The sequence below is a fragment of the Dyella sp. AD56 genome (assembly GCF_002878475.1).
Taxonomy (GTDB): Bacteria; Pseudomonadota; Gammaproteobacteria; order Xanthomonadales; family Rhodanobacteraceae; genus Dyella.
Genome location: NZ_NRDP01000005.1, coordinates 120,850 through 145,994, shown reverse-complemented (window position 1 = coordinate 145,994; position 25,145 = coordinate 120,850). Strand labels below are relative to the sequence as shown.

At 64.3% G+C, this 25,145-nt stretch carries 22 protein-coding genes; 11 read left to right on the top strand and 11 right to left on the bottom strand.

Going from position 1 to position 25,145, the window contains the following annotated elements; genetic code table 11:
* Positions 1-22: 22 nt before the first annotated feature.
* The 4 genes from DyAD56_RS05120 to DyAD56_RS05105 form a co-directional block, all read right to left on the bottom strand.
* On the bottom strand, positions 23-595 hold the full coding sequence (locus DyAD56_RS05120) for a Sua5/YciO/YrdC/YwlC family protein (protein ID WP_102301667.1): 573 nt from the start codon (positions 593-595) through the stop codon (positions 23-25).
* Complete coding sequence (locus DyAD56_RS05115; protein WP_102301666.1) at positions 596-3,121, bottom strand: DNA topoisomerase I; 2,526 nt, start codon at positions 3,119-3,121, stop codon at positions 596-598.
* Positions 3,122-3,244: 123 nt separating this feature from the next.
* A complete protein-coding gene (gene dprA / locus DyAD56_RS05110; RefSeq protein WP_102301665.1) occupies positions 3,245-4,360 on the bottom strand; it encodes a DNA-processing protein DprA in 1,116 nt (371 codons plus the stop codon).
* A gap of 81 nt (positions 4,361-4,441) precedes the next feature.
* On the bottom strand, positions 4,442-5,569 hold the full coding sequence (locus DyAD56_RS05105) for a LysM peptidoglycan-binding domain-containing protein (protein WP_102301664.1): 1,128 nt from the start codon (positions 5,567-5,569) through the stop codon (positions 4,442-4,444).
* Between the two features lie 191 nt (positions 5,570-5,760).
* Between DyAD56_RS05105 and def the strand changes: the two genes are divergently transcribed.
* The 4 genes from def to DyAD56_RS05085 all read left to right on the top strand — a co-directional run bounded on the left by def (position 5,761) and on the right by DyAD56_RS05085 (position 10,418).
* Positions 5,761-6,270 (top strand): peptide deformylase, encoded by a 510-nt coding sequence (gene def, locus DyAD56_RS05100; RefSeq protein WP_102301663.1) that lies wholly within the window; start codon positions 5,761-5,763, stop codon positions 6,268-6,270.
* Positions 6,267-7,187, top strand: a complete 921-nt coding sequence (fmt, locus tag DyAD56_RS05095) for a methionyl-tRNA formyltransferase (protein WP_102301662.1) — start codon at positions 6,267-6,269, stop codon at positions 7,185-7,187. Before def ends, fmt begins: the two co-directional genes overlap by 4 nt.
* Positions 7,188-7,293: 106 nt before the next feature.
* Positions 7,294-8,589: a 16S rRNA (cytosine(967)-C(5))-methyltransferase RsmB gene (rsmB, locus tag DyAD56_RS05090; protein ID WP_102301661.1), complete on the top strand. Its 1,296-nt coding sequence runs from the start codon at positions 7,294-7,296 to the stop codon at positions 8,587-8,589.
* A 98-nt stretch (positions 8,590-8,687) separates the two neighbouring features.
* The gene (locus DyAD56_RS05085; RefSeq protein WP_102301660.1) at positions 8,688-10,418 is read left to right on the top strand and encodes a glycosyltransferase family 39 protein; all 1,731 of its coding nucleotides are present in this window, start codon (positions 8,688-8,690) and stop codon (positions 10,416-10,418) included.
* 178 nt (positions 10,419-10,596) lie between these two features.
* On the opposite strand, the gene DyAD56_RS05080 is transcribed toward DyAD56_RS05085, so the two are convergent.
* Genes DyAD56_RS05080 through DyAD56_RS05065 form a run of 4 tightly spaced genes read right to left on the bottom strand, consistent with a single transcriptional unit; the run spans position 10,597 to position 14,640 of the window.
* The gene (locus DyAD56_RS05080) at positions 10,597-11,712 is read right to left on the bottom strand and encodes a glycosyltransferase family 4 protein (protein WP_102301659.1); all 1,116 of its coding nucleotides are present in this window, start codon (positions 11,710-11,712) and stop codon (positions 10,597-10,599) included.
* The gene (locus tag DyAD56_RS05075) at positions 11,709-12,539 is read right to left on the bottom strand and encodes a glycosyltransferase family 2 protein (RefSeq protein WP_102301658.1); all 831 of its coding nucleotides are present in this window, start codon (positions 12,537-12,539) and stop codon (positions 11,709-11,711) included. The genes DyAD56_RS05080 and DyAD56_RS05075 overlap by 4 nt, the downstream gene beginning before the upstream one ends.
* Complete coding sequence (locus DyAD56_RS05070; protein WP_158241260.1) at positions 12,536-13,747, bottom strand: O-antigen ligase family protein; 1,212 nt, start codon at positions 13,745-13,747, stop codon at positions 12,536-12,538. The genes DyAD56_RS05075 and DyAD56_RS05070 overlap by 4 nt, the downstream gene beginning before the upstream one ends.
* A gap of 5 nt (positions 13,748-13,752) precedes the next feature.
* The gene (locus DyAD56_RS05065) at positions 13,753-14,640 is read right to left on the bottom strand and encodes a glycosyltransferase family 2 protein (RefSeq protein ID WP_102301656.1); all 888 of its coding nucleotides are present in this window, start codon (positions 14,638-14,640) and stop codon (positions 13,753-13,755) included.
* A 241-nt stretch (positions 14,641-14,881) separates the two neighbouring features.
* On the opposite strand from DyAD56_RS05065, the gene galE reads away from it, so the two are divergent.
* Positions 14,882-15,856 carry a UDP-glucose 4-epimerase GalE gene (gene galE / locus DyAD56_RS05060; protein WP_102301655.1) on the top strand — a complete coding sequence of 325 codons (975 nt, stop codon included), beginning with the start codon at positions 14,882-14,884 and terminating at the stop codon, positions 15,854-15,856.
* An 18-nt stretch (positions 15,857-15,874) separates the two neighbouring features.
* Here the strand turns inward: galE and DyAD56_RS05055 are convergent, their stop codons facing one another.
* Complete coding sequence (locus DyAD56_RS05055; RefSeq protein ID WP_102301654.1) at positions 15,875-16,780, bottom strand: hypothetical protein; 906 nt, start codon at positions 16,778-16,780, stop codon at positions 15,875-15,877.
* 214 nt (positions 16,781-16,994) lie between these two features.
* On the opposite strand from DyAD56_RS05055, the gene DyAD56_RS05050 reads away from it, so the two are divergent.
* The 4 genes from DyAD56_RS05050 to DyAD56_RS05035 all read left to right on the top strand — a co-directional run bounded on the left by DyAD56_RS05050 (position 16,995) and on the right by DyAD56_RS05035 (position 20,955).
* A complete protein-coding gene (locus tag DyAD56_RS05050; protein WP_102301653.1) occupies positions 16,995-17,810 on the top strand; it encodes a glycosyltransferase family 2 protein in 816 nt (271 codons plus the stop codon).
* Positions 17,807-18,841: a CDP-glycerol glycerophosphotransferase family protein gene (locus DyAD56_RS05045; protein WP_102301652.1), complete on the top strand. Its 1,035-nt coding sequence runs from the start codon at positions 17,807-17,809 to the stop codon at positions 18,839-18,841. Before DyAD56_RS05050 ends, DyAD56_RS05045 begins: the two co-directional genes overlap by 4 nt.
* Before the next feature lie 90 nt (positions 18,842-18,931).
* Positions 18,932-20,638, top strand: coding sequence for a glycosyltransferase family 39 protein (locus DyAD56_RS05040; RefSeq protein ID WP_102301651.1), 1,707 nt, complete (start codon positions 18,932-18,934; stop codon positions 20,636-20,638).
* Positions 20,635-20,955, top strand: coding sequence for a hypothetical protein (locus tag DyAD56_RS05035; protein ID WP_102301650.1), 321 nt, complete (start codon positions 20,635-20,637; stop codon positions 20,953-20,955). The genes DyAD56_RS05040 and DyAD56_RS05035 overlap by 4 nt, the downstream gene beginning before the upstream one ends.
* A 19-nt stretch (positions 20,956-20,974) precedes the next feature.
* Here the strand turns inward: DyAD56_RS05035 and DyAD56_RS05030 are convergent, their stop codons facing one another.
* Positions 20,975-21,571, bottom strand: a complete 597-nt coding sequence (locus DyAD56_RS05030; protein ID WP_102301649.1) for a hypothetical protein — start codon at positions 21,569-21,571, stop codon at positions 20,975-20,977.
* A 53-nt stretch (positions 21,572-21,624) separates the two neighbouring features.
* Entirely contained in the window at positions 21,625-22,506 is an 882-nt protein-coding gene (locus DyAD56_RS05025; protein ID WP_102301648.1) for a lipid A biosynthesis acyltransferase, read from the bottom strand.
* Positions 22,507-22,645: 139 nt separating this feature from the next.
* Between DyAD56_RS05025 and dtd the strand changes: the two genes are divergently transcribed.
* On the top strand, positions 22,646-23,086 hold the full coding sequence (gene dtd / locus DyAD56_RS05020) for a D-aminoacyl-tRNA deacylase (protein ID WP_102301647.1): 441 nt from the start codon (positions 22,646-22,648) through the stop codon (positions 23,084-23,086).
* 166 nt (positions 23,087-23,252) lie between these two features.
* On the top strand, positions 23,253-25,115 hold the full coding sequence (gene rpoD / locus DyAD56_RS05015) for an RNA polymerase sigma factor RpoD (protein ID WP_102301646.1): 1,863 nt from the start codon (positions 23,253-23,255) through the stop codon (positions 25,113-25,115).
* Positions 25,116-25,145 lie beyond the last annotated feature (30 nt).

The window sequence follows — 25,145 nt, the reverse complement described above, 5'->3', positions numbered from 1 at the left end:
ACGGCGAGTCGACCGGCTTCGGTCAGGCGCGAATGATAGCGCCCGAAAGGGCGTCCCGTATGACCGTCGGCCGCTGCTGGCCACCGACCGGAGCATCCAACACCCCCTCCAGCGCCTCGCCGAAATAGCTGACCGCCATGTCGGCACTGCGGGCCGGAGGCTCACCGTGGGGGTTGGCACTGGTGGAAACGAGGGCCGCACCATAGGCACGGCAAAGGGCAGCAGCAGGCTCGTGAGCCGTCACACGCAAAGCGATGCCGTCATGCGCGCCGGCTACCCAGTCAGGTACCAGCGAAGACCGCGGAAAGATCCACGTGTGGGGCCCAGGCCAGCTTTCGCGCACTTGGACCAACACGTCCGCAGGCACGGCGGTGAGGTCGATATAAGGCTCGACCTGTGCAAAGTCGGCCCCGATCAGCAGCACGCCCTGGGTGGGTGGCCGCTGCTTGAGTGCGAACAGACGCTCGAAGGCCGAACGATCATGCGGGTCGCAACCCAACCCATAGACCGCTTCCGTCGGGTAGGCCAGCACGCCGCCGTCGCGTAACAACGCGGCGGCGGCATCCAGCTCGCCCAGGGTGAAGCGCGCCGTCACTTACGCGTCCGCCGGCTTCTTGGCGGCAGACTTCTTGGCGGCGGTCTTGGTGGTGGCTTTCTTCGCAGCGGTCTTCTTAGTCGCTGCCTTCTTGGCGGTCGTTTTCTTGGTGGCCGTCTTCGTGGTGGACTTGGCAGCCGCTTTCTTCGCTGCCGGCTTTTTCTCGGCAGCAGCCTTCTTTGCCGCGGTCTTCTTCGCAGCGGTCTTCTTGAAGGCCCCGCGGCCCTTCTTCACCGGTGCAGCCGCCAGCAGTTCCGCGCACTGTGCCTCGGTCAGGTCCTTCGGTTCCTGGTCCTTGGGAATGCGCGCGTTCTTCTCGCCATCGGTGATGTACGGGCCAAAGCGGCCGTTGAGCACCTGCACGCCGTTGCCGAAGTCCTTGATGATGCGGTTAGCCAGCATCTCCAACTTTTCCTGCACGATCTGCAGGGCGCGCGGCAACTCGATGGTGTACGGGTCGTCTTCCGGCTTTAGCGAGGCATAGGTGCTGCCCTGCTTCACGAACGGGCCAAAACGGCCCACACCCACCGACACCTCGTCACCGTTCTCTGCTTCACCGAGTTTGCGCGGCAGCTTGAACAGCTCCAGCGCGTCTTCCAGGGTGATGGTGTGCATGCTCGTACCCGGACGCAGCGAAGCGAACTGCAGCTTCTCGTCCGTGTCCTTGTCGCCGATCTGCGCGTACGGCCCGTAACGACCCAGGCGCACCGACACCGGCTTGCCGGATTTCGGATCGGTCCCCAGTTCGCGCGCGCCGGTGGCCTCGCTGCGATCGACGGTCTCGGTTTTCTCGTCCACCTGCTGTTTGAAGGGCTGCCAGAAGCGCTCCATCAACGGCACCCACGCCTCTTCGCCACGGCTCACCGCGTCCAGCTCGTCCTCGAGCTTGGCGGTGAAGTCGTAGTCGACGTAGCGGGTGAAGTGGGCGGTGAGGAACTTGCTCACGGCACGGCCCACGTCCGTCGGCTTGAAGCGGCGGCTATCGAGAAACACGTATTCGCGATTGAGCAACACCTGGATGATGCTCGCGTAGGTCGACGGACGGCCGATGCCATGCTCTTCCAGCGTCTTCACCAGGCTTGCTTCGGAATAGCGCGGCGGCGGCTCGGTGAAATGCTGGTCGGCCAGGATGTCCTGCAACGCCACGCGCTCGCCCACATCGAGCTTGGGCAGACGGCGGCCTTCATCGTCGTCCTCGGCGGTCTTCTGGTCGCGGCCTTCCTCGTACACGGCCAGGAAGCCCGGATCGACCACGGTGGTGCCGGTGGAACGGAAGGAAGCATCGCCACCCTTCACATGCGGCACGGCGAATTCCACTGACACGGTGTTGAGTGTGGCGTGGATCATCTGGCACGCAACGGTGCGTTTCCAGATCAGTTCGTAGAGCTTGCGCTGTTCGTCGTTGAGGTACGAAGCAACCTCGCGCGGCGTGCGCATGGCCGAGGTGGGGCGAATGGCTTCGTGCGCTTCCTGCGCGTTCTTGGACTTGGACTTGTAGGCCTGCGGATGATCCGGCAGCGCCTTCTTGCCGAAGTCGCGCGTGATCAGTTCGCGCAGCTCGCCCAGGGCATCCTCGGACAGCGCGACGGAGTCGGTACGCATGTAGGTGATCAGGCCGACGTTGCCTTCGGTGCCCAGCGATACGCCTTCGTACAGGCCCTGCGCCACCTTCATCGTACGGCTGGTGGAGAAGCCCAGCTTACGCGCGGCCTCTTGCTGCAAGGTGGACGTGGTGAACGGCGGAGCGGGGCGGCGCTTGCGCTCCTTGCTGCCGACCTCGCTGACGGTGAGGTGGCCGCGCGCGGCCTCCTTCAGCGCATGGCGCGCGGCCAGCGAATCATGTTCGTTGGTGAGGTCGAACTGCTCGAACTTCTTCCCGTTGAGCTTGGTGAGGCGGGCGGAGAAGTCGCCTTCCGGATGGCGCAGCGAGGCTTCGATGGTCCAGTACTCGCGGGCGACGAAGGCTTCGATCTCCTCCTCACGCTCCACAATCATGCGCAGCGCGGGTGACTGCACGCGACCAGCCGAAAGGCCGCGCTGCACCTTGCGCCACAGCACCGGCGACAGGTTGAAGCCGACCAGGTAATCCAGCGCACGGCGCGCCTGCTGCGCATCCACCATGTCCAGCGACAGCTCGCGCGGACTGGCCACGGCCGCCTTGATCGCCTTGGGCGTGATCTCGGAGAACACCACGCGGTGGAGGTGCTTGCCCTCGGTAAGCCCGCGCTCCTTCAGGATCTCGCTGATGTGCCAGGAGATCGCCTCACCCTCGCGATCCAAGTCGGTCGCGAGATAGATGTCGTCGGCCAACTTGGCGGCCTTGGCGATGGCGTCGACATGCTTCTCGTTGCGGTCGATCACCTCGTAGGCCATGGCAAAGCCGTTGTCGGGGTCCACGGCCCCTTCCTTTGGCTTCAGGTCACGGACGTGGCCGTAGGAAGCCAGGACCTGGAAGTCCTTGCCGAGGTATTTGTTGATCGTCTTCGCCTTGGCTGGCGACTCGACGATGAGCAGGTTCTTTGCCATGAAGCTCGCTATCCGCCATCTGTGACCGGCCTGTATGAGCCGGTTTCTATATTTAGTTAAAGGCATGCCGGCCTGACGGCGTCAAGCTGAACCATGTGAAAGCGCGCTGCACGTCGACTTTCGCTAGCCCGGAAGCCGCTGGTAGCGGTTGCCGGACAACGATTCGACCTTGCCCGCCAGCTCCAGTAGCAACAGCGCAGACGCAAGCTCCGCGACAGTTTTGCCAGTGAAGGTGACCAAGTCCTCAAGCGCGACCGGCCCATGACCCAGCGACTCAAGCAGCGCCAGGACGGATGGATCGGCCTCGAATGCTGTCTCTTGAGTGGGTGCGACGGCGGCCCGATCAAGGCGTACCGACAACTCACGCCCCAGTGCGACAGCAGCGGGAGCAAGCACTTCCACGATTTCAGCAGCCGTTTCGACCAGCCGCGCGCCATCGCGAATAAGCCGATGGCAACCGTGAGCCAGCGGATTATGAATGGAACTGGGCAGGGCGAACACCTCACGCCCTTGTTCGGCGGCCAATCGGGCCGTAATCAACGAGCCGGACTGCAAGCTCGCCTCGACCACCAGGGTTCCCAGCGACAGGCCAGCAATGAGCCGATTGCGCCGGGGAAAGTGATCACTGCGCGCCGGCGTCCCCGGCGGAAACTCGCTGACCATCACCGCCTCGGCCACCAGCCGGCGCGCCAGCGCCCGATGCTGGGCGGGGTAAACCCGGTCCGGCCCTGTCCCGATCACCGCGACAGTCGGCAGGCCGGCGTCCAGGGCGGCCCGATGCGCCGCGCCGTCGATGCCGTCGGCCATCCCGCTGGTGATTGTGAACCCTGCCAACCCAAGCTCCTGGGCAAACCCGCGCGCGTGGGTATGGCCGCTGAGCGTTGCTCCGCGCGCACCGACGATGGCCACTTGGGCATGCAGCAACAGGCTGGCGTTGCCCGCCACGAAAAGCGCGACGGGCGGCTGCGGAATCACCTCCAGCAGTGGCGGGAAATCTTCGTCGGTAGCCAGCAGCAGGCGATGGCCGGGCTGCGCCAGCCAAGCGAGATCGTCATCGAGGCGCCGCTCCAGCCAGCGGCGGGTATCGGCAGGCAGGGTGGGCAGGCGTTGCCGGAGCGCGTCGAGCACGCTCTCGACGCACCCGTCATTGGCGGCGAGTTGCTCACGGATGGCGCCTGGACCAAGTCGCGGCGCGCGCAGCAGGGTCAACCAGGAGCGAAGTGGGGTGGGTGCATTCATGACTGCCCAGCGTACGGGCAATCCCAAAAAAAACGGCGCGGGGTTGGCCGCGCCGTTCTGTCGTCCCGTGCCGCTCGCGGCTTATTCCGGCAACTCGAGCTTGTCGTGTTTATGGACTGGGCGCAGGCCGTCCATGATCAAACCGTAGCTGACCCGATCGAACGTGCGGAACACCATCACGTGGCCCACGAACTCCTGCGGCAGCGTGACCTGCTTGCCGGTGCCGCGATCCCAGCTGTCGCTGGCGACGTCGTCCGCGATGGTTTCGCCCGGCTGGTAGATCGAATAGGTCTGGCCGTTGTCCACGCCATCCTGCGCGCCGATGTTCAGCGCCACCACCTGATGCGGACCCACCGCGTCATAGGCGTCCGCGAACGCAATCACACGGCCGTTGTTCGGCAGCGACTTGGGTGCGTGCGGGTAGTAGTAGGCGTCATACGGCTTGTCGTCGATCGGCAGCAGACGGTCGCCCTTGTTGATCTCCATGGTGGAGTCGAGCAAGAGCAGCGTGGTCGGATCGCCGGTACGCAGCACCTCGGCACGACCGATCACAGTGACCTCGGTGCCGATGTCCTCGCCATGGCCGTAGTGGCCGTCGGCGCGGAAATCTTCCTTCCACGGCGTGCGGACCACCGACACGTTGCTGTCGATCGGGTGGGCGACCAGGTCCGAACCGTTGTCACGACCCTTCTTGGCATCGAAGTCGCGGAAGGTCTGGGTGGGACGCACGATCGCAAAACGCTGACCGGGCTCGGCCGAGAGATTGCGCACGTAGACGTTCTTGCCCACGGTGCCGCGCAGGTCCGCTTCCTCGAAGCCGACCACATACGGCAGCGACTTCACCTCATTGGAATTGAGGACGCGCATTTCCTTTAGGAACGTCTGCAGTTGATCCAGCGGAATGGCCGGCACCGCATCGCCCTCGGCACGCACGCGCGGCTGCAGGCCCAGGCGCGGCCCATTGGCAAACGAAAGATTGAGCACGTCACCTGGATAGATGAGATGCGGGTTCTGTACCTGCGGGTTGGCCTGCCAGATCTCTGGCCACAACCACGGCTTGGAAAGAAAACGCGCGGAAATCGCCCAGAGCGTGTCGCCCTTTCTTACCGTATAGGTATCGGGATGATCGGCACGCAATTGCGCGCCCGCAGCGTAAACAGCCACCGTGACCAGCATGCCGGCCAGCAGCCCAATGGACTTTCTGATCATAAACGGGAATCCCCCATCCCCCCGACGCTCGGGCGAGTGTAACCGAACAACTTGTTCACGCAACCGTGACCAGTTGGCAAAACAGCATGCCAGACACGGGCTTGGCGGCGTACAATAAAGGCCATTCTAGATCGCGCCGGGGCTTGGTTTTCACCGATTCGCCCGCACTTTTGGCGCCAAGGTAAAAGCTTATGTCCATCCTGACCATTATCGAATTTCCCGATCCTCGCTTGCGCACCAAGGCCGAACCCGTGCGCGTGTTCGACGCCGAACTCAAGCAGTTCGTGGCCGACATGTTCGAGACGATGTATGACGCCAATGGTGTCGGTCTGGCCGCCACGCAGGTCAACGTGCACCAGCAGGTGCTGGTTGCCGACATGAGCGACGAACGCAATCAGCCCATCGCTCTGATCAATGCGCAGATCCTCGAGAAAGATGGCGCACAGGTTTACCAGGAAGGCTGCCTGTCGTTCCCCGGCATCTATGCCGACGTCACCCGCGCCCTCAAGGTGAAGGTCAAGGCGAACGACGTCGACGGCAACGAAGTCGTGCGCGAGTTCGAAGGTCCGCTGGCTGTGTGCATCCAGCACGAGTTGGATCATCTCTCTGGCAAGGTGTTCGTGGACTATCTGTCGCCGCTCAAGCGCTCCATGCTGCTCAAACGCATGGAAAAACAGCGCAAGCAGGCGGCCAGCGCTTGAAGCTCCGCGTCGTTTTCGCGGGCACCCCCGAGTTTTCCGTTTCCTGCCTTGAAGCCTGCCGCGCCAGCGGCGTCGAGGTGGTGGCCGTCTACACGCAACCGGATCGCCCGGCTGGCCGCGGCCGCAAGCTGACGCCCAGCCCGGTGAAGCAGGCCGCTATGGTTGCCGGCATCCCAGTCGAGCAACCCGAGTCGCTCAAGTCGGACGAAGCCCGCGCCACACTGGCCAGCTATGCACCTGACTTGATGGTGGTGGTGGCCTACGGCCTGATCCTTCCTCGCAAAGTACTGGCGATTCCCCGCCTGGGTTGCTGGAACGTGCATGCCAGCCTGCTGCCGCGCTGGCGTGGGGCGGCGCCGATCCAACGTGCCATCCTCGCCGGCGATACCGAAAGCGGGGTCGACCTGATGCAAATGGAAGCCGGGCTGGATACCGGCCCCGTGCTGCTCGAACGTCGCACGCCGATCAACCGCGACGACACCGGCGGTACCTTGCACGACCGCCTGTCCGCGCTGGGTGCGGACGTACTGGCCGAGGGCCTGGCCCGCGTCATGGCGGGCGAAACCCCCGCACCGCAGCCGCAGCCTGAGGAAGGCGTGACTTACGCGCATAAGCTGGACAAGGCTGAGGCGCGACTCGACTTCACCCGCCCCGCCATCGAGCTGGAACGCCAGGTGCGCGCTTTCGATCCCTGGCCGGTCGCCGAGGGCGAGATGGGCGGTGAAACGCTGCGCATCTGGGCAGCGCGCGCCATTGAAGGCGTGGGTGCCCCAGGTACCGTGCTCGGCATGAGCCGCGACGGCATCGATATCGCCTGCGGCGAGGGCGCGCTACGCGTGACCGCACTGCAGCGCTCCGGTGGCAAGCGGATCACCGCCGCGGACTACCTCAACGCCATGAAGACGCGCGGCGCCTGACCATGCCGTTGCTCCCGGCCCGCACCCAAGGGTGCGGGCCAGAAGACACGTAGACATCCGCACGCCTCTACGCCGCTTCGCACCTCCATCCACTACCTTCTCCCCCATGACCGACACCCGCGCCCTCGCCGCTCAAGCCCTTGCCGACATCGCCTTGCGCGGAACCTCGCTGCGTGACGCGATGGAACGACACGCACCGAAGCTGGCCGACTCGCGCGATCGCGCGCTGCTGATGGCACTGCTCAGCGACGGTGCGCGCTGGTGGCTTCGCTTCGACGCCGTGCTCGACCGCCTGCTTGAGAAGCCGCTGCGCCAGAAGGAGCCCGCGGTCCATGCCTTGCTCGTACTCGGCCTGGTGCAGTTGGAAATCCTGAAACTGCCTGAGTACGCCGCCGTTGCCGCCACCGTGCAGGCCACGCGCGCCATGCAGCGCCCCCGCATGGCTGGTTTGGTTAACGCCGTGCTGCGCCGCTGGCAGCGCGAACGCGAAACGCTGCTGGCAGCACTCGACGCCAAGCCGCAGACGCGCCATGCCCACCCGGCGTGGCTGGCGAAGGCACTGGCGCACGACTGGCCGGAGCAGTCCGACGCCGTGATGGCGGCCGACAACGTCGAACCGCCATTGATGCTGCGCGTGAACCAACGCCGCACGACGCGTGAGTCGCTGGTCGATCGCCTGCGTTCGGACGGCTATACGGCCGATGCGCATACCTGGCTCGCGGATGGCATCGTGCTGCCGCACAGCACCGACGTCACCCGCCTGCCCGGCTTTGCCACAGGTGAGTTCGCCGTGCAGGACGGCGCGGCCCAGATCGCCACTGATCTTGCCGAGCTTAGCGACGGGCAGCGGGTGCTGGATGCCTGCGCCGCGCCGGGAGGTAAGGCCTGCCACTTGCTTGAGCGAGCCGACGTGGCGCTGACTGCCCTGGAGTTCGATGCCAGGCGTGCGCAACGCATCACTCAGAACCTGGAGCGACTGGGGCTTTCGGCCAACTTGGTTATCGGCGATGCCGGCCAGCCGTCCGATTGGTGGGATGGCACGCCCTTCGACCGAATCCTGATCGACGCCCCATGCTCCGCCACCGGCGTGCTGCGCCGGCGACCCGACGTACGCCTGCATCGCCGCGAAAGCGACATCGCCACGCTTGCCGCGCTGCAACGCCGCATCCTCGATGCGCTATGGCCATTGCTCGCACCGGGCGGGCGACTCATTTACATCACTTGCTCGATGCTGCGCGCGGAGAATGACGTCGTCGTCGGCGAGTGGCTGAAAACACAAGCGGATGCCCGTGCCATCGCCTTCACCTTGCCGGTAGGCCAGTCCGCAGCAGTGGGTTGGCAGGTGCTACCGGGCGAGGGCGATCTCGACGGCATGTACTATGCCGTCCTTGAGAAGGCCTGAACCCACCCTCCGGCACACGCGGAAGCGTGACGTACAGGGCGGCGCCATCGGCCCCGATGCTTTGCGACGCGGCCTCGCCGCTTCCTCGGAATCCACGCATGTCCGTTTTTGCTGAAGCCACACCCCTGGAACGCCGCCGCTTCTGGCTGTTGATGCTGATCGCACTCATCGTGATCGGCGCCGGCATGGGCTTGCGCGATCCTTGGCCGTCCGATGAGCCGCGTTTCGCGCTCGCCGCCAAGCAGATGGTGGAAAGCGGTGACTGGTTGTTCCCGCATCGTGGCAGCGAATTGTACTCGGACAAGCCGCCCATGCTTTTCTGGCTCGAGGCCGCCAGCTACACGGTACTTCGCAGCTGGCGCCTCGCCTTCCTGCTGCCCTCATTGTTGGCCGCGCTCGGATGCCTGACGCTGGTGTACGACCTGGGCCGCCGCCTGTGGAGTCGACAGGTGGGCATATACGCCGCATCGGCGCTGCTTATCACCTTCCAGTTCGTCTACCAGACCAAACGCGCGCAGATCGACCCACTGGTGATGTTTTACATCACCGCGGCGAACTGGGGCCTGCTGGTGCATATGCTGAAGGGGCCAAACTGGCGAGCGTTCTGGTTCGGCTGCTTCTGCGCTGGGCTCGGCATCATCACCAAGGGCGTGGGCGTGCTCGCGCTGCTCCTGCTCGTGCCCTATATGGTTGCCGCATTCGGACAGTGGAACGGTGTGTCTCGTATGGGCGAGGGCGCCTGGTGGCGCTGGGCGCTGGGGCTGCTCGCTCTGCTGCTAGCCATGTCGCTGTGGCTGGTGCCGATGCTGCTGGGCGCGAAAGCACACGCGGGTGACCTGGCCTATGCCGCCTACGTCAACGACATCCTGTTCCATCAGACCGCAGGGCGTTACAGCAAGTCGTGGGACCACCACCACAACACGCTGTACTACGTGCCCATCGTATTGTTCACCTGGCTGCCGCTGTCGCTGACCTATCCGGGCACGCTGCCACGATGGTGGCGCGCGCTGAAGGCAAAAGATGCGCGCATCTTGCTGCCGCTGGGCTGGATCGTGTTGCTGCTGGTGTTCTTCTCGATTCCCAAGGGCAAGCGCGACGTGTACATCATGCCGGCCCTGCCGATGCTGGCGCTGGTGACCGCACCCTATCTCGGGGAGCTGCTGCAGAAGCGCTGGCTGCGCATCGCCGGCCTCGTATTCATCGGTGTCATGGGTGCGGCGATGCTGGGCGTAGGTGCCGCTGCACTCGTTGCTCACCCCAAGTTCGCCACCGAGTTTGCTACCGCGCGCGGTTTCGAAGATGGCGGCCACTCGCTGTGGTGGATGGCCATCGCCATCGGCGCGATCCAATTGCTGCTGATCGCCACGCTACGTGCACGCCGTGCAATCGCGGCCGTCGCTGCAGGCATGGCCGCGATGTGGTTGGTGTGGAGCCTGTGGGCCTATCCCATCCTCAACGACTCGAGCTCCGCTGCGGGTTTGATGCAAGACGTGCGGGAGCGGCTGCCGGCAGGTGATCAGCTAGGCCTGATCGCGTGGAAAGAGCAGAACCTGTTGATGCTCGACCATCCCGCGACTGATTTCGGGTTCACCAAGCCTTGGCATGATCAGTATGCGGCTGCGGTGAAGTGGCAGGCAGAAGACGCTGCGCATCGCTGGTTGTTCGCTCTGGATGGCGTTATGGCCCATTGCGTCGATCGCAGCAAGGCGATCAGTTTGGGTCATGCGAACCGGCGTGAGTGGTGGATGTTCAAGGCGGACGCGGTTATTCCGGGGTGTTTGCCGAGTGAGGATGTGGATCGGGTGTCGGCGGCGGCGCAGGAGGAGTGAGGGGGCGATTTCGCCTCACCGCTTGTGTCCTCATCCCGGTGTCGGCCGGGATGACGGCATGGAAGAAACGACAAGGCTAGATTGACCCCTCACCCCAACCCTCTCCCCGGAGGGGAGAGGGAGTAAAGCTGAGGCATTCAACAACGCCATCGCAACATCACGCGAACAAACCTATTGACTACCGCAACCCCAAAAGCCGCTCGTACGCCTCTTCCGTTCGCCCCACAAACAACGGCAAACCGAACTCCCGCTCTGCATGCTCCCGCGCTGCCACACCCATTGCGGGCAACGCATCCCGCTGCTCAACCAAACGCTGGACCGCAGAAGCAATGGCCGCCGGATCCCTCACCGGCACCAGCCACCCATCCTTCCCTTCATCGATATTCTCAGGAAGCCCTGCATAGTTCGTCAGCAGGACAGGCTTACCCATCGCCATCATCTCGCGGCATGCAAACGAAATGGTCTCCACGTCGTACGAGAGCACGAAGCCCGCATCGAGCGACGCCACCATGCCGCGCGCATCGGCCAGCACGCCGGGAAACACCGCCTGTCTGGCAAGACCGAGTTCAGCCACACGCTCCAGCTCCGCCGCTTTCGGCGGCACGCCAGCGATGAGTACGCGCACACGGCTGCGTACATCATCAGGAAGCAGGGGCAGTGCTTCCATCAGGTCCATCCAGCCTTTGTAGCTGGCGGTTCCCGCGTTGCTGCCGAACAGGAACAGGCTGTCGTCGCCTCCATTCCAGCGGACGCGCTCCGCCGTTACCGCCTCGCGCGTCCACGGCGCCCAGCGCGCAATGTCTACGCCGTTGTAGACGGTTTCCAAGCGGCAGCGGCGATAAGCGGTGTGGAGCAACTCCCGCCGCGTGTAGTCGCACACCGCGATCACTAGATCCGTGCGTCGTGCGCGCAGTGCGTTGCCGATACCGCGAACGGGCTTGGAGTTGTGCTTGGTCCACACCAACGCGGGACGCTTCGTCGGCATCGCCGACAGCACCAGGCGATGATCGGCTGAACCGTTGACGTGCACGATGTCGAAGTTCTGCTTGTGCAGATAGGCGGCGAGCTGCGCACGCGCACGGCGCCTTGCCTTCCATTTGTTCAAACCGTTGGGAAACGGCTGGTCCAACACGAACACGCCGGGCAAGGCGTGTGCCTCTCGGTTGAGACGGCTGCCGGGCGGCGCAGCCACGTGTACCTCGTGGCGCGACGCCAACGCGGCCGCTAGCTCTCGGATGTACGTGGTGTGGCCACCACCGTCGCCGCCATGGAAGTTCGTGTAGAGCAGCTTCATGCGGCGTCGAGTAGATCGGCGTGCTGGTCGATACCACGCTCGCACCAGGTGATGCCTTGCGTGCGCGTGGCGTGGAACAGGCGATTGTTCGGCAAGCTCATGTCATCCACGTCCGGCGGCGAGCGCGAGTTGTGCCACAGGTGCACGGCGAGCGCAGCCCATTTGAGTGGACGGCGTTTCAGGCCGGCGTTTTCCAATCGCGCTGCCAGCTCGCGGTCCTCGGCGCCATAACCTTCCATGCGCTCGTCGAAGCCGTTCACGCGCAGCAGGTCGTCGCGCCAGAAGCTCATGTTGCAGCTCATCACGCGGCCGCCATTGCGCGAACGCGCTTTCCAGCGGGCCAATAGGGGCGCGCGAAATGCATAGAGCCGGCGCGTGCCGTCGAATTCATCGAAGTTGGCCGTGGACCACGGGGCAAATACAGGTTCCCCGCCGCCCAGCAGGCGCTGTGATTCCTCGGGCGTTGCCTTGATGCGGCCGCCCTGCAAGAAGAACCCGCGCTCGGCCAGCATGAGGTGATCCGCGATGAAATCCGGGTGCACCAGCATGTCGCCATCAAGCAGGATCACGTAGTCGCCACGACTCGCCGCGATGCCGCGATTGCGCGCACGCGCGGCGCGGAAGCCATGATCTTCCTGCCATACGTGGCGCAACGGCACGGGATACGTAGCTGCCATGCGCTGTATCAGCGCGGCGGTTTCCGCCGTCGAACCGTCATCCGCCACCACGACCTCGTATGGCAGACAGGTTTGCGCGGCAACGCTGCGCAACATGCCTTCCAATGCACCGGGCCAGTTGTAGGTAAGGATGATCAGCGAGACGTTCATAAGCGCTCCGTCGCGTCCTTCGTCGTCTTGCGCCCAAACGACATTCCCAGCGCCAGCGGCAACCAGGTGAGGAGCCAGCCAGGACGGGGGCTATCGAGCAGATGCGGCAAATCGAACTGCACCATGACTGTGCCGAACACCCATATGCCAAGCACGATCAAACCCCGCGTATCGTGCCGATGGCGCCACGCGCGCCATCCCAGCACGAGCCAGATGCCCGTCCACAGCAACAGGCCCGGCAAGCCCAGTTCGATGGCCAACTGGCTAAACATGTTGTGCGCATGCATCAACAACAGACCGTCGGCATGCAGTTCGAATGGCGAGCCTTGACCCATGCCACGCAACGGATGCTGCTCGAACAGATGCATCGCTGCCTGGAAAATCTCGGGGCGCGCCGACCACCCTCGTGCCATCAGGAAATGCGCGCCGATGACCGCACAGGCCGCGCCCAGCGCGATGAGCAGGCCGGCATACAACCAGGCCCGGCGACCACCTTGGCTCAGCGCGACCACAACCAGCGCCATGAATAGCGCTCCCAGCGCACTGCGCGTGAGCGTAAGCACGATGAATGCCCCAAGCGTCGCGATCGCCAGCCACTTGAGCACACGCCAAGCCGTATGTTGGAGGCGCCACGGCCACAACCACATCAGCGCCGCGCCCATGCCGCCTGCTGCCAGGTTCGCGTTGGACATGGCGCCGAATCCGACCAGCCTGCCATCCAGATCGGGACTGGGTTGGTCCGCAATGATGGCGCCAAGGGCGACAACCGCCATAGCCAGACCACATCCCACGAGCAGCCGCTTGCATCGCTCCTCGTCGCTGCCGATGCATTGCTGCCACGCAAACAAGAACAACAAGATGCTGACGTTGTGGCCAGCCTCATCAAATGGACGCGTGGCGTGACTCCAGGCCAAGGACACGCAGCCCCAGACCAGGAGCAATAGCACCCAGGGCACCAGCGGCTGGCGCCAGAACACCAGGAAGCGACCGGGCCGGGCTATCAGCAGGACCAGCGTCGGCAGAAAGAGTGTGAGCCCGAGTCCGTACTGGAAAATCTTGCCAGGGCTGTAGGACATGCCGGCAGGCAGCACGGACATGCCGATGATCAGCCACACCATGCCAAAGGTGACCCAGGTCTTGAGCCATCGCGGCACCGGATGCGCGTCGATGGGTGTGCCTGCGAGGTGTCCGTCCTGCTTATGTTCCACCGGCCTCATTCCGCAGCCACCGCCAGCTTGCGCAGGTCCTTCGGCGGCTCCGTGAAACTGGCCAAATGGGTATCCACGCCGTACTCGGTGCGAATCAACCGTGCATCCCGGCTGGCATGCAGCAACTTGTTGTTGGGAAGATCGGGATCGCTGGGATCGGGCGGCGCCACGCTGCGGTGTTCCAGGTGCAGCGCAAGCGCGGCGAACTTGACCTGGCGACGACGCAGGCCGGCATTGCGCAGGCGGATGTCGATTTCCAGATCTTCGCTGCCGTAGCCCTGCATCCGCTCGTCGTAACCATTCACGCGCAGCACATCCTCGCGCCAGTAACTCACGTTGCAGCCCATGGGGTGGCCACCGGCGCGCGCCTTGATACGGGCCAGCCAAGGCAGACGCAGGGTGTGGTGTCGGCGTCCGAAATGGTAGGTGCTGCGGTCGCCTTCCTCGCGAAAGTAAGCGTTCACGAACCATCCGAAGCGCGGTTTGCCACCCGCCAGCAAGCGCGCGGTCTCGGCATCCGTGGTGCGGATGCGCGTGCCCTGCAGAAAACTGCCCGGCCGCGCCAACGCGAGATGATCGGCCACGAAATGACGATGCAGGATCATGTCCCCGTCGACCTGGATCAGATAGTCGCTGGTAGCCGCGGCGATGCCACAGTTGCGACTGCGCGCCAGGCGAAAGCCGTCGTCGGGCTGCCAAATGTGGCGCAGCGGCACGGGAAAGTCCTTGGCGACCCGATGCAGCACGTCCGCGGTATCCGGGCGCGAACCGTCGTCGGTCACGATCACCTCGTCGGGGAGCCGGGTTTGCCCGATCACGCTACCCAACACCAACGCCAGCGCCTCCTTCCAGTTGTAGGTGGAGACCATCAGGGAAACGCTAGGCTGGGACATATACTTCTCTGGCATCAAATTGGACCCGTCCCGCACGCCGCCGCGGGGCCGGCTGTATACGATCGCCCGAACGAGGCGCAAAAACAGGGTTGATCTGCCCAATTATTGACCGACGTTCAGGTAGAAGACGGCTCGGGAAGCCGTCCAGGTCGTGAAATCCGTTCTAAAGGTTCCCGTTCCGGCTCACGCGAACGTGAGGACAGCGTCTATGATCTCGCGCGGAGAGTAGACGGAGCAAGACATGAGGGTTCTGGTGTGTGGCGGCGCGGGCTATATCGGCTCGCACATGGTGCGGCAACTGCTCCGGCGCGGACAAGAACCGGTCGTTTTCGACAATCTGTCCACCGGGCACCGCGCTGCCGTGCAGGGTGCGCCGCTCATCGTGGGCGATGTGACCGACCCAGCCAGCCTGGCCGAGGTATTTTCCAACGGTCGTTTCGACGCCGTGCTGCATCTGTGTTCGCTATCGCTGGTCGCCGAATCGACGATCAAACCCTACGCGTATTACCAGGTGAACGTCGCGGGCACGCTCAATCTGCTGGAGGCCATGCAGGCGGCCGGCGTGTCGCGCATCGTGTTCTCGTCGACGGCGGCCGTTTACGGAGTACCGCTCACACCATTGATCGACGAAACCCACCCTACCGAACCTATCTCGCCCTACGGCGCCAGCAAACGCATGGTGGAGCAGATGCTCGCCGATGCCGCCCACGCGTATGGCCTACGCTCGGTCACGTTCCGCTATTTCAACGCGGCGGGCGCGGATGCCAGCGGCGATATTGGCGAGGCGCACGAGCCCGAATCGCATTTGATCCCCAATGTGCTGCGCACCGCGCTGGGCCAAAGTAGCGGGCTGAAGGTGTTTGGTATCGACTACCCCACGCCCGACGGCACCTGTGTGCGCGATTACATCCACGTCGACGATCTTGCGTCAGCACATTTGAAGGCGCTGGAATTCCTCGAAGACAACGAGGGTGCGCACATCTTCAACCTTGGCAGCGAGTGCGGTTTCAGCGTGCAGGAGATCATCCACGCCGCGGAACGCGTCACGGGCCGTAGCATTCCCCGCGACATCCTGGGCCGCCGCGCCGGCGATCCGCCGGTGCTGGTTGCCTCCAACGCAAAAGCGCGCGACCTGCTCGGCTGGCAACCCGAGCACTCCGACATCGACACCATCATCGCGTCAGCCTGGCGCTGGCATCAGCAGCGGAGTTACTGAGCCGCCGCTCGCGCCTCTTCAGCGGGAGAACCGGACCGCGAAGGCTTCGACCAGGGCAGGGTGGCGGTCATACTGGTGCACGATGGGGGCGACCCGGCCATCCTCGTTGAGCAGCACGCCGTCGGCGGTGAGCTGGAACACCGACGAATTCATCACGCCCACCGTAGCGATCTGCGAACTCAGCGGCTGGCACCAGGTGGTGGTGGCCGTGAGGTCATGGCAGTACAGCAATTTGTTGTGATGCGCCTGATCGTAATTGCGGTTCTTGGTGATGCGGAACGGCAATCGCAGGATCTCCAGCAGCATCTTGTCGATGTACTCGCGCATCGCCTGCGCATCACCGATGACCACGCCGGCGCAAGAAATCTGCCGGTCGCCGATCTGCTGCAACATGGCTTCGCCGTACGCGCCAAGGATCCACTCGCGGTCGTACGTCTCGGTGGCGAGGGTCAGGGCGTCACTTTCCATGCCCACGCACAGCCCGCCTTCGAACTGGCCGAAGGGCTCGTCCTGGAACACCACGTCGCGCACGTCGGTGAGCATCACCTGAGTGAAGCCGGGGTTCGCGCGCAGGTAGTCGTCGTAATGGAAATGCCGTGTCACGTGCGGCATGCCCTGGAAACGCAACATGCTGCGCTTGAGTGCCGGCGACATCTCCGCAGGCATCATCGCGAACAGGCGCTTGAAGCACGACCGCCAGAACCGGGCGTAGCGACGAATACCGTCGACCACGATCAGATCGAGGTCCAATGCCGGCGCATGGAGCTGCGCCATGGCCCGGATCGAAGCGACCTGTCCGCGATAGACGAACAGCCCCAGGCGACCCTGAAAGCCGCTCATCGCCAGGCTCTGTACGAAGGGACGCAGGTCCTTGGCGGCATAGCCGGTGGCCATGCCGAGTATGAGATTGCCTTGCCCTGCCATGCTGCCCTCCAGCAGATCGCCGGTGCGCTATGCGCAGTCGGCGGGTCAGACTTTTTCACCTTCCGAGAACGCCGGGGAGAGCTTCCCGGGAAGATGTTGCCCACGGCCCCGTGCCGCGTGCAGCCCCGGCATCTTACCGAAACGGGCTCTGGTTTAGCGTTACGGAGGCCTCCCCGTCGCGCCACGCCTGAGCCGCACCCACTAGAATGACGGGATGCAAACCTTCCCGCTCACCCTTGTCGTCATCACCTTTAACGAGGCCAACAGCATCGCGCGTTGCCTCGACAGCGTGCCGTTCGCGACCGAAAAACTCGTGATCGACAGCGGCAGCACCGACGACACCGTAGCCATCGCGCAGGCGCACGGCGCGCGGGTAGTGCATCAGGACTGGCTGGGCTTCGGGGCGCAGCGCAATTTCGCCACCACGCAATGCACCCATGACTGGATCCTTGCGCTGGACGCCGATGAGTACCTGTCGCCCGAATTGACGGCCGAACTGGAAGGTCGCCTGGCCGCGCTGATGGCGAGCAATATCTGCGCCGCCTACCTGCGCCGCGCCACGATCTTCATGGGCGCGCCGATGCGCTGGTACCTGCCCGCGATGGGCGAGAAGATGGCCCGCCTGTTCCACCGCGACCGCGCACGCTGGGCGGACGTGCGGGTGCACGAATCACTGCGTTTCGACGGCCCCTCGGTGACACTGAAGGCGGCCTTCAACCACGAGAACAACCCCAGCCTGCCCCAGAAGCAGATCAAGGTGCTGCGCTATGCGGAGCTGAAATGCCGGGACTGGCTGGAGAAGGGCAAGCCGGTGCGCATGTGGCAAACGCCATTCGTGTATCTGCTGGCCTTCATCAAGGACTATGTCCTGCGGCTGGGCTTTCTGGACGGGTGGCGCGGGTTCGTGATCGCGGAAACCTCCGCCTCCTACGCTGCTTACAAGCGCATGCGCTACTACGAAATGCGGCGCAATCCCGCCTCTGTGCAACACGGTGCGGACGCTTTGATCCGCCACGGCATTGATCGATGACCAAACAGCATTACCTTCTTTACGGTTCCGAACGCTACGCACTGGCCATTCTTCGCCCGGTTCAGGACGCCATCCGCGCACGCGGCGACGAGGCCGCCTGGTTCTTCGACGGCCCGGGCGCCGAGGACCTGGAGGAAGGCGAGCGCCTGCTCACCGTGGACGAAGTCCGCGCGTGGAAGCCACGCGCGGTCATCACCTCCAGCAACGCGGTGCCGCACTTCTTTCCCGGCGTGAAAGTGGAAACCTTCCACGGCTTCGATGCCGGCAAGCCCCGCCACATCTACGTCCGCGGCTTCTTTGATCTGTACTGCACCACGGGTCCTCGCGACACGGCGCAGTTCAAGGCGATCGCCGACCGCGTGGGGCATTTTTCCGTGGTGGAAACGGGCTTCCCCAAGATCGACCCCTTCATGAAGCAGATCACCGGCCCGATCCCGCCGGTGCGCCAGCCGCCCGTCATCCTTTACCACTCCACCTTCTCCCCTTCGTGGAGCGCGGCGGAAACCTTGTACGAGGAAGTGAAGCGCCTTTCGCGCGACGGCCGCTGGCGCTGGATCGTCACCTTCCATCCGAAGATGGACCCGGAAACGGTGGCCAAATACAAGGCGCTGCAGAACGAGTACCTGACGTTCGCGGAGAACGACAACATCCTCGAGCTGTTCCCGCAGGTCGACATGATGTGCTCGGATACCTCGTCCGCGCTCAACGAATTCTTGCTGACCGGCAAGCCCGTGGTGACCTTCAAGAACCGCCGGCCCGGCCCACAGCTGATCGATATCGACGACCCCGCCCAGTTCGAGCCGGCCGTCGAGCGCGCCCTGGCACGGCCGCCCGAGCTGATGCAGGCCATTCGCGAGTACGGCGACGCCATCCACCCCTACCGCGACGGCCACTCCAGCGAGCGCATCCTGCAGGCCATCGACGGCTTTATCGCGGCAGGCGGGCGCAATCGGCGCCGTAAGCCGTGGAATCTGTGGCGAAAAATCAAGCTCCGCCGCCGCATCGGGTACTGGGGTCCAGCCCACTGGTGAGGCACCACCGCCCCCGGCCACGACCGGGTCAGCGTGGAGCAGGCGTGGCTCGGGATAGAATCCGTCTCAATCCCATCAAGAAGACTGCCCGTGGCATCCAGCAGCTATAGCCGCTCCGAACACCTGCGCTCCCTCTGGCCCTGGCTGCCACTGTGGACGCTGGTCGCCCTGCTGGCGATCTTCTCGCATGGCCCCATGCCCCTTTACTCCACGCGCACCCTCGCGGTGGCGTGGGAGATGTTCAACCATCATTACTGGCTGGTGCCACACATCAATGGCGCGCCTTACAGCGAAAAGGTGCCGCTGCTGTTCTGGCTGATCCACGCTGGCTGGTTTGTGTTCGGCGTGAACGACGTATGGCCGCGTGTGCTCGAAGTGATCTTCGGCGGTGCGCAGCTGGTGCTGGTGTCCGTGCTTGCCCAGCGGCTGTTTCCGAACCGCCCGTGGGTAGCCAAGGGTGCGCCGTGGATGCTGTTGGCGCTGGGTTACGCGTTCCTGTTCGGCCTGCAGATCATGTACGAGGTGATGCTGGCCGTATGGGTGCTGGCCGCCCTGCTGTGCCTGACACCCAAGCCGCAACGCGCCGAGCCACGCTGGGTGCTGTTCGGCTTGTGCGTGGGCGCGGGCCTGCTGACCAAGGGCCCGGTGATGTTCCTCCACGTGGCCTTCCCGTTCCTGTTGGGTCCGCTGTGGAACGACTGGGCCCGCGATAACCGCGTGCGCTGGTATACACGCGGCTTGGGCGCGCTGCTGCTGGGCGGCGCACTGCTGCTAGCGTGGGCGCTGCCGGCCGGCTTCAGCGGTGGCGAGGCGTATCGCCAACGCCTGTTCTTCACCCAGACCGCCGGTCGCGTGGTGAATGCGTTCGACCACGCCCGCCCGTTCTGGTGGTACCTGCCGGTGATCCCGGCGCTGCTGTTCCCCTTCAGTGGTTGGCCGCGTGCATGGGCCGCGCTGATTACCCTGCGCCGCCCGCTGGACGCCGGATTGCGCTTTGCGCTGTGCTGGCTGGTGCCGGTGATGGTGGTGTTCTCCTTCATCAGCGGTAAGCAGCTGTACTACCCGCTGCCCGAGTACGCAGGCGCCGCTTTGCTGGTGGCCGGCGCCGTCGCGGTGCTGCGCGACCAACGGCCAGCGCTCGCCAACAACCCATGGCTGGGAACGTGGCCACTGGGCGTGGGCGGCATTCTGTTCGGCATCTTCCTGTTCGTGCTGCCGGTGCTGGTAGCGCACAACGATCTGCACGGCGAGTGGTTCGACACCACGCAGCGCTACAGCCGTTTCTTCAGTGTGGTGTTTGTGTTGCTGGGCGCGCTGCTGCTCTTGCGCGGCCGCGGCGAGATGCGCCGTCTGGCCTTTGCGGGCTTGGTCGGTACGCTGGCGCTCAATACGCTGTTCACGCTGACCATGTGGCAGAACTTCGACCTGCAGCCATCAGCCCAGTTGCTGGGCGCAGCCGACGCGGAGAACCGCACCATCGGCATCCTCGGCAACTACGAGGGGCAGTTCCACTTCGCCGGTCGCCTGACCCATTCCATCGATCGCGTGTTCGAGGGTGAGTCGCTACAGGAGTTTTCGCAGGCACATCCCAACGGCCTGATCGTCGAGCACCCGGACAAACTGAGCAACGATTCGCTGCGCTACGCACTGCTGGTGCAGCCGTTCCGCTCGGGCTGGGTAGTGATCTGGCCGGCGACGTCACTGGCCGATCTGCGCGCCGGGCGTGTGCCCGCGGAGCCAGCACAGCCAACCCGGGTCTATAAAGTCGACGAGTGGCGCGTCCGCGCCCTGCAATGAATGACGCACTGATCGCCAACCTGCGTGCGCAGTGTGGCGGGCCGCGCGATGGCGCGTTGCTGCGCTTTTCGCTGGGCAACGCGCTGCTCAACGCGGGCGATGCCGCCGCGGCGATCCCGGAGCTCCGCCAGGCCGTGGCCTTCGATGCCGGCTATTCCGCCGCCTGGAAGCTGCTAGGGAAGGCCTGCCTCGCCGTCGATGATCTAAGCGGTGCCGCAGACGCGTGGCGCCAAGGCATCAGCGCCGCTCAGGCGCGTGGTGACAAGCAGGCTGAGAAGGAAATGACGGTCTTCCTGAGGCGTCTGGACAAGTCCTGACGCCTCAGGAAGCAGCGCGTCAGCGCCAATGCGTGTCGATGCTCTGCGCGCCAACGCCGACCTGCAACCAGTCTTCGATGTAGTTGTACGCGGTGTCGTCATTCGTGTTGGTCAGTACATCGTGCACCACGCGCACTTCGTAGCCCGTGTCGTGGTGGCGAATAGCCAGATGCACATTTTCATCGCTGATCTTGATCGCACCCAGCCTGGTGCGCTTCGCCACCAGCTGACCGCTCTTCAGGTCAACCAGCGCCAACGTCAGTTGCGGAAAGTTCGGGCGATCGTCGGCGGCCAGCCACAGCAAGATCCGTCCGTCGCCGGCCGGCGTCGCCACCACGCTGTCGCATCGGTTGTCGGCGTTGCCGGTCAATGCCACCGGTAGATACCAGGCCGGTGGTAGCGCCAGCTTGACCTGTTTGCCGCCAGCGAGGACCAGCATCACCTGCATGTCGTCGTTGGTGGGGTCCGGGCTATCAGTGTGGAAACGCAGCACGAATGCCTGACCGCCCGGCAGCGTGCAGTGCGCCTGCCAGTCGGGCGAAGCGGGGGGCTGCTGGTTCTGGGCCACCGCCGTTGGCAGCCAGAGGGCGAGCAAGACGAAGAGCAGTAGTCGCATGATGATCCCTATCGTGGTGACGTCCAAAGATGGAACGCGCGTGCCCTGAAAGATCAATCGTAAGGGCTACGCCACGTATCCGATGAGTAGCGCTTGTAGTGCCACTGGTACTGCGAAAAAGCCAGTTCTACGCAGTTTTCGACGCCCTGATTGAGCGCACGGCAAGCCACGGACAAGTCCGCGTCGGCCAGCCCGTCGGGTGCCGGCTGCAGGTGGATGCGGTAACCCTCGCCTGTGGGCAAGCGTTCGGCAAACGCGAACAGCACCGTCGCCCCCGTGCGTGCCGCCAAACGGGGCAGTAGAACCATGGTCAGGGCGTTCTGTCCGAAGAACGGGGCAACCTCGCCCTCGCCGGCGCGCGGCTTCTGGTCCGGCAGGATGCCTACCGTGCCGCCCGCCGCCAGCCGCTTGTACAACGTGCGCACACCGGCACCCTCGGCACGTACCTGCTCGGGCGCCAGCGCGCCACGCGCCTTGCGCAGCAGGCCCTCGATCGCGGCGATGCGCGGCGGGCGATACAGGATGGCCATCGACGTCTTGCGGCACAGCCAGTAATTGAGCAATTCCCAGCAGCCCAGGTGTGGCGCAGCGATGATCACGCCTTTGCCGGAGGCCAACGCGGCATCGAACAGCGCCTCGCCACGCACCTCACGCACCATGTCCAGCGCGCGCTCGGCATCGTTACCCCAGATCTTGGCGATCTCCGTGGCCGAACGGCCGCTGTCTTCCATCACCTGACGGAGCAGGGCAGCGTGCGCGCCTTCATCCAGCGATGGCCGCACCAGCTTCAGATTGATCGAGGTGGTGTGCGCCGTACCGCTGCGTAGCGCCAGCGAAAGACGGCCGATGCCGGCACCGAGCGCGTGCAGCGCGCGCAGGGGCAGCAATCCGAACAGGCGCAGGAGAAGGTAGAGGAGGTAGATATCGGGTCGCATGAGCGACGCAGTGTAACCGCCTGTGGAGGGGCTTCACGGGTCAACGACAAGCCGCCTGTTTTCGTTTCCCGCTCTGAACGCTACCGCCCCCCGGCGGCGAGGTCCTAAGCTTCCGCCCCCTTTAGCCGTTACCGATTCCATGATCGCCCTGATCCAGCGCGTACTGTCCGCTCGTGTCGATGTCGAAAACACCACCGTGGGTGCCATCGGGCCCGGCCTGCTGGCACTGGTCGCCGTGCAGCCCGGCGACGACGAGGCGCGCACCAAGCGAATGCTGGAACGCTTGCTCGGCTACCGCGTGTTTGCCGACGAGCAGGGCCGCATGAACCGTTCCCTGGCCGACAAGGGCGGCGAGCTGCTGCTGGTCAGCCAGTTCACCCTGGCGGCGGACACCCGCTCGGGCATGCGCCCCAGCTTCACCAGCGCGGCGACGCCAGAAGAAGGCCGCCGCTGGTTCGATCGATTGGTCGAATTGGCCCGGGCAGCGCACCCCAGGGTGGAAATCGGGCGCTTCGGTGCCCATATGCAGGTGCATCTGGTCAACGACGGCCCGGTCACCTTCTGGCTGGAGACTCCATGATCGTCATTTGCCTCGGCGCATACCGGCCAACTTCGACAAAATCACCGGAAGATCCGGATTTGGCGCGATTTTTGCGTACCTATCTTCCTCGTTCCCTTACTTGAAAACTGGTCAAAAAAGCATCACATGGGTATACTGATCGGTTCCTGCATACGCGGCGGTAGGTATGAATAGCAAAGCTCCTGAGCAACAGTCTGAAATCAAGGCGCTCATCTCCAAGGGTCTGGAGCAGGGCTACCTGACCTACGCCGAGATCAACGACCACCTGCCCGACGACATCGTCGATCCGGAGCAGATCGAAGACATCATGGCGGTGCTCAAGGGCGTCGGCATTGAAGTGCACGACGCCGCACCGGATTCCGATCCGCTGTCGGACAACGCGCCCGGCGCGTCCACCGACGATGAAGCCGCCGCGGAAGAAGCCGTGGCGCTGCTCTCGGCGGTCGACTCCGAAGTGGGTCGCACCACCGATCCCGTCCGCATGTACATGCGTGAGATGGGCACGGTCGAGCTGCTGACCCGCGAGGGCGAAATCGCCATCGCCAAGCGCATCGAAGAAGGCCTGGGCCAGGTCCAGACCGCTTTGGCCAGCTTCCCGCTGACCATCGAGCTGCTGCTTGAGGAATACGACCAGCACCTGGATGGCAAGCGCCGCCTGAGCGAAATCCTGGCCGGCTTCGCCGACCTGGAAGAGGCCGCCGACGCGGCCCAGGCTGCCGCGGCCGATGCCGAGGTGGATGACGCCGCCGCCGAAGGCGAAGAAGAAGAAACCGAAGAGGGCGCGACCGAGGAAGAGGAAGCCGGTCCGACCGGTCCCGATCCGGAAGAGGTCAAGCGCCGCATGGAACTGCTGCGCGACTACTACGGCAAGTTCCAGAAGGCGGCCCCCAAGGCCACCGATATCAGCGACAAGAAGGTCACCAAGCTGCGCGACCAGATGGCTGAGGAGTTCCTCAAGCTCAAGCTGCCGTCCGCGCTGATCGACAGCTTCGTGCGCAAGCTGCGCGACGTGGTCAACGACATCCGTCACCACGAGCGCGTGCTGATGGACATCTTCGTCAAGCACGTGAAGATGCCCAAGGCTGAGTTCCTCAAGACGTTCCCGAGCAACGAGGGCAACCTCGAGTGGGCGAACGAGCTGGGTCGCAAGCGCCAGAAGTGGTCGCCCAACATCAAGCCGTTCAAGGAAGTGATCGACGCCGAGCAGGACAAGCTCGGCTCCATCGAGCGCAAGCTGTTCCTGCCGCTGACCGACATCAAGGAAATCAACCGCACGATGTCGATCGGCGAGGCCAAGGCCCGTCGCGCGAAAAAGGAAATGGTCGAGGCTAACCTGCGTCTCGTCATCTCCATCGCCAAGAAGTACACCAACCGCGGCCTGCAGTTCCTCGACCTGATCCAGGAAGGCAACATCGGCCTGATGAAGGCCGTGGACAAGTTCGAATACCGCCGCGGCTACAAGTTCTCCACGTACGCCACGTGGTGGATCCGCCAGGCCATTACCCGCTCGATCGCCGACCAGGCGCGCACCATCCGTATCCCGGTGCACATGATCGAGACGATCAACAAGTTGAACCGCATTTCCCGCCAGATGCTGCAGCAGTTCGGCCGTGAGCCGACGCCGGAAGAGCTGGCCAAGGAAATGGATATGCCTGAGGACAAGATCCGCAAGGTGCTGAAGATCGCGAAGGAACCGATCTCGATGGAAACCCCGATCGGCGACGACGAGGATTCCCATCTGGGCGATTTCATCGAGGACTCCAACGCGGCCTCGCCGATCGAGTCGGCCACGGAAACGGGCCTGATGGAAACGGTGCGCGACGTGCTCGCCGGCCTCACCCCGCGTGAAGCGAAGGTGCTGCGCATGCGCTTCGGCATCGACATGAACACCGACCACACGCTGGAAGAAGTGGGCAAGCAGTTCGACGTGACGCGCGAGCGCATCCGTCAGATCGAGGCCAAGGCCCTGCGCAAGCTGCGCCATCCGAGCCGCTCGGAGCAGCTTCGCTCGTTCCTCGATATCGACTAAGCACTACGCTGGTGCAAGTTGCAGGGAGCC

Excerpts from the sequence above, each read along its gene's own strand:
- DyAD56_RS05080 (WP_102301659.1), bottom strand. The coding sequence starts at position 11,712 with ATGAAGCTGCTCTACACGAACTTCCATGGCGGCGACGGTGGTGGCCAC.
- def (WP_102301663.1), top strand. The coding sequence starts at position 5,761 with ATGTCCATCCTGACCATTATCGAATTTCCCGATCCTCGCTTGCGCACC.
- DyAD56_RS05045 (WP_102301652.1), top strand. The coding sequence starts at position 17,807 with ATGACCAAACAGCATTACCTTCTTTACGGTTCCGAACGCTACGCACTG.
- rpoD (WP_102301646.1), top strand. The coding sequence starts at position 23,253 with ATGAATAGCAAAGCTCCTGAGCAACAGTCTGAAATCAAGGCGCTCATC.
- DyAD56_RS05075 (WP_102301658.1), bottom strand. The coding sequence starts at position 12,539 with ATGAACGTCTCGCTGATCATCCTTACCTACAACTGGCCCGGTGCATTG.
- DyAD56_RS05035 (WP_102301650.1), top strand. The coding sequence starts at position 20,635 with ATGAATGACGCACTGATCGCCAACCTGCGTGCGCAGTGTGGCGGGCCG.
- rsmB (WP_102301661.1), top strand. The coding sequence starts at position 7,294 with ATGACCGACACCCGCGCCCTCGCCGCTCAAGCCCTTGCCGACATCGCC.
- DyAD56_RS05025 (WP_102301648.1), bottom strand. The coding sequence starts at position 22,506 with ATGCGACCCGATATCTACCTCCTCTACCTTCTCCTGCGCCTGTTCGGA.
- galE (WP_102301655.1), top strand. The coding sequence starts at position 14,882 with ATGAGGGTTCTGGTGTGTGGCGGCGCGGGCTATATCGGCTCGCACATG.
- DyAD56_RS05050 (WP_102301653.1), top strand. The coding sequence starts at position 16,995 with ATGCAAACCTTCCCGCTCACCCTTGTCGTCATCACCTTTAACGAGGCC.
- DyAD56_RS05105 (WP_102301664.1), bottom strand. The coding sequence starts at position 5,569 with ATGATCAGAAAGTCCATTGGGCTGCTGGCCGGCATGCTGGTCACGGTG.
- DyAD56_RS05055 (WP_102301654.1), bottom strand. The coding sequence starts at position 16,780 with ATGGCAGGGCAAGGCAATCTCATACTCGGCATGGCCACCGGCTATGCC.
- DyAD56_RS05085 (WP_102301660.1), top strand. The coding sequence starts at position 8,688 with ATGTCCGTTTTTGCTGAAGCCACACCCCTGGAACGCCGCCGCTTCTGG.
- dprA (WP_102301665.1), bottom strand. The coding sequence starts at position 4,360 with ATGAATGCACCCACCCCACTTCGCTCCTGGTTGACCCTGCTGCGCGCG.
- dtd (WP_102301647.1), top strand. The coding sequence starts at position 22,646 with ATGATCGCCCTGATCCAGCGCGTACTGTCCGCTCGTGTCGATGTCGAA.
- DyAD56_RS05115 (WP_102301666.1), bottom strand. The coding sequence starts at position 3,121 with ATGGCAAAGAACCTGCTCATCGTCGAGTCGCCAGCCAAGGCGAAGACG.
- DyAD56_RS05030 (WP_102301649.1), bottom strand. The coding sequence starts at position 21,571 with ATGCGACTACTGCTCTTCGTCTTGCTCGCCCTCTGGCTGCCAACGGCG.
- DyAD56_RS05065 (WP_102301656.1), bottom strand. The coding sequence starts at position 14,640 with ATGTCCCAGCCTAGCGTTTCCCTGATGGTCTCCACCTACAACTGGAAG.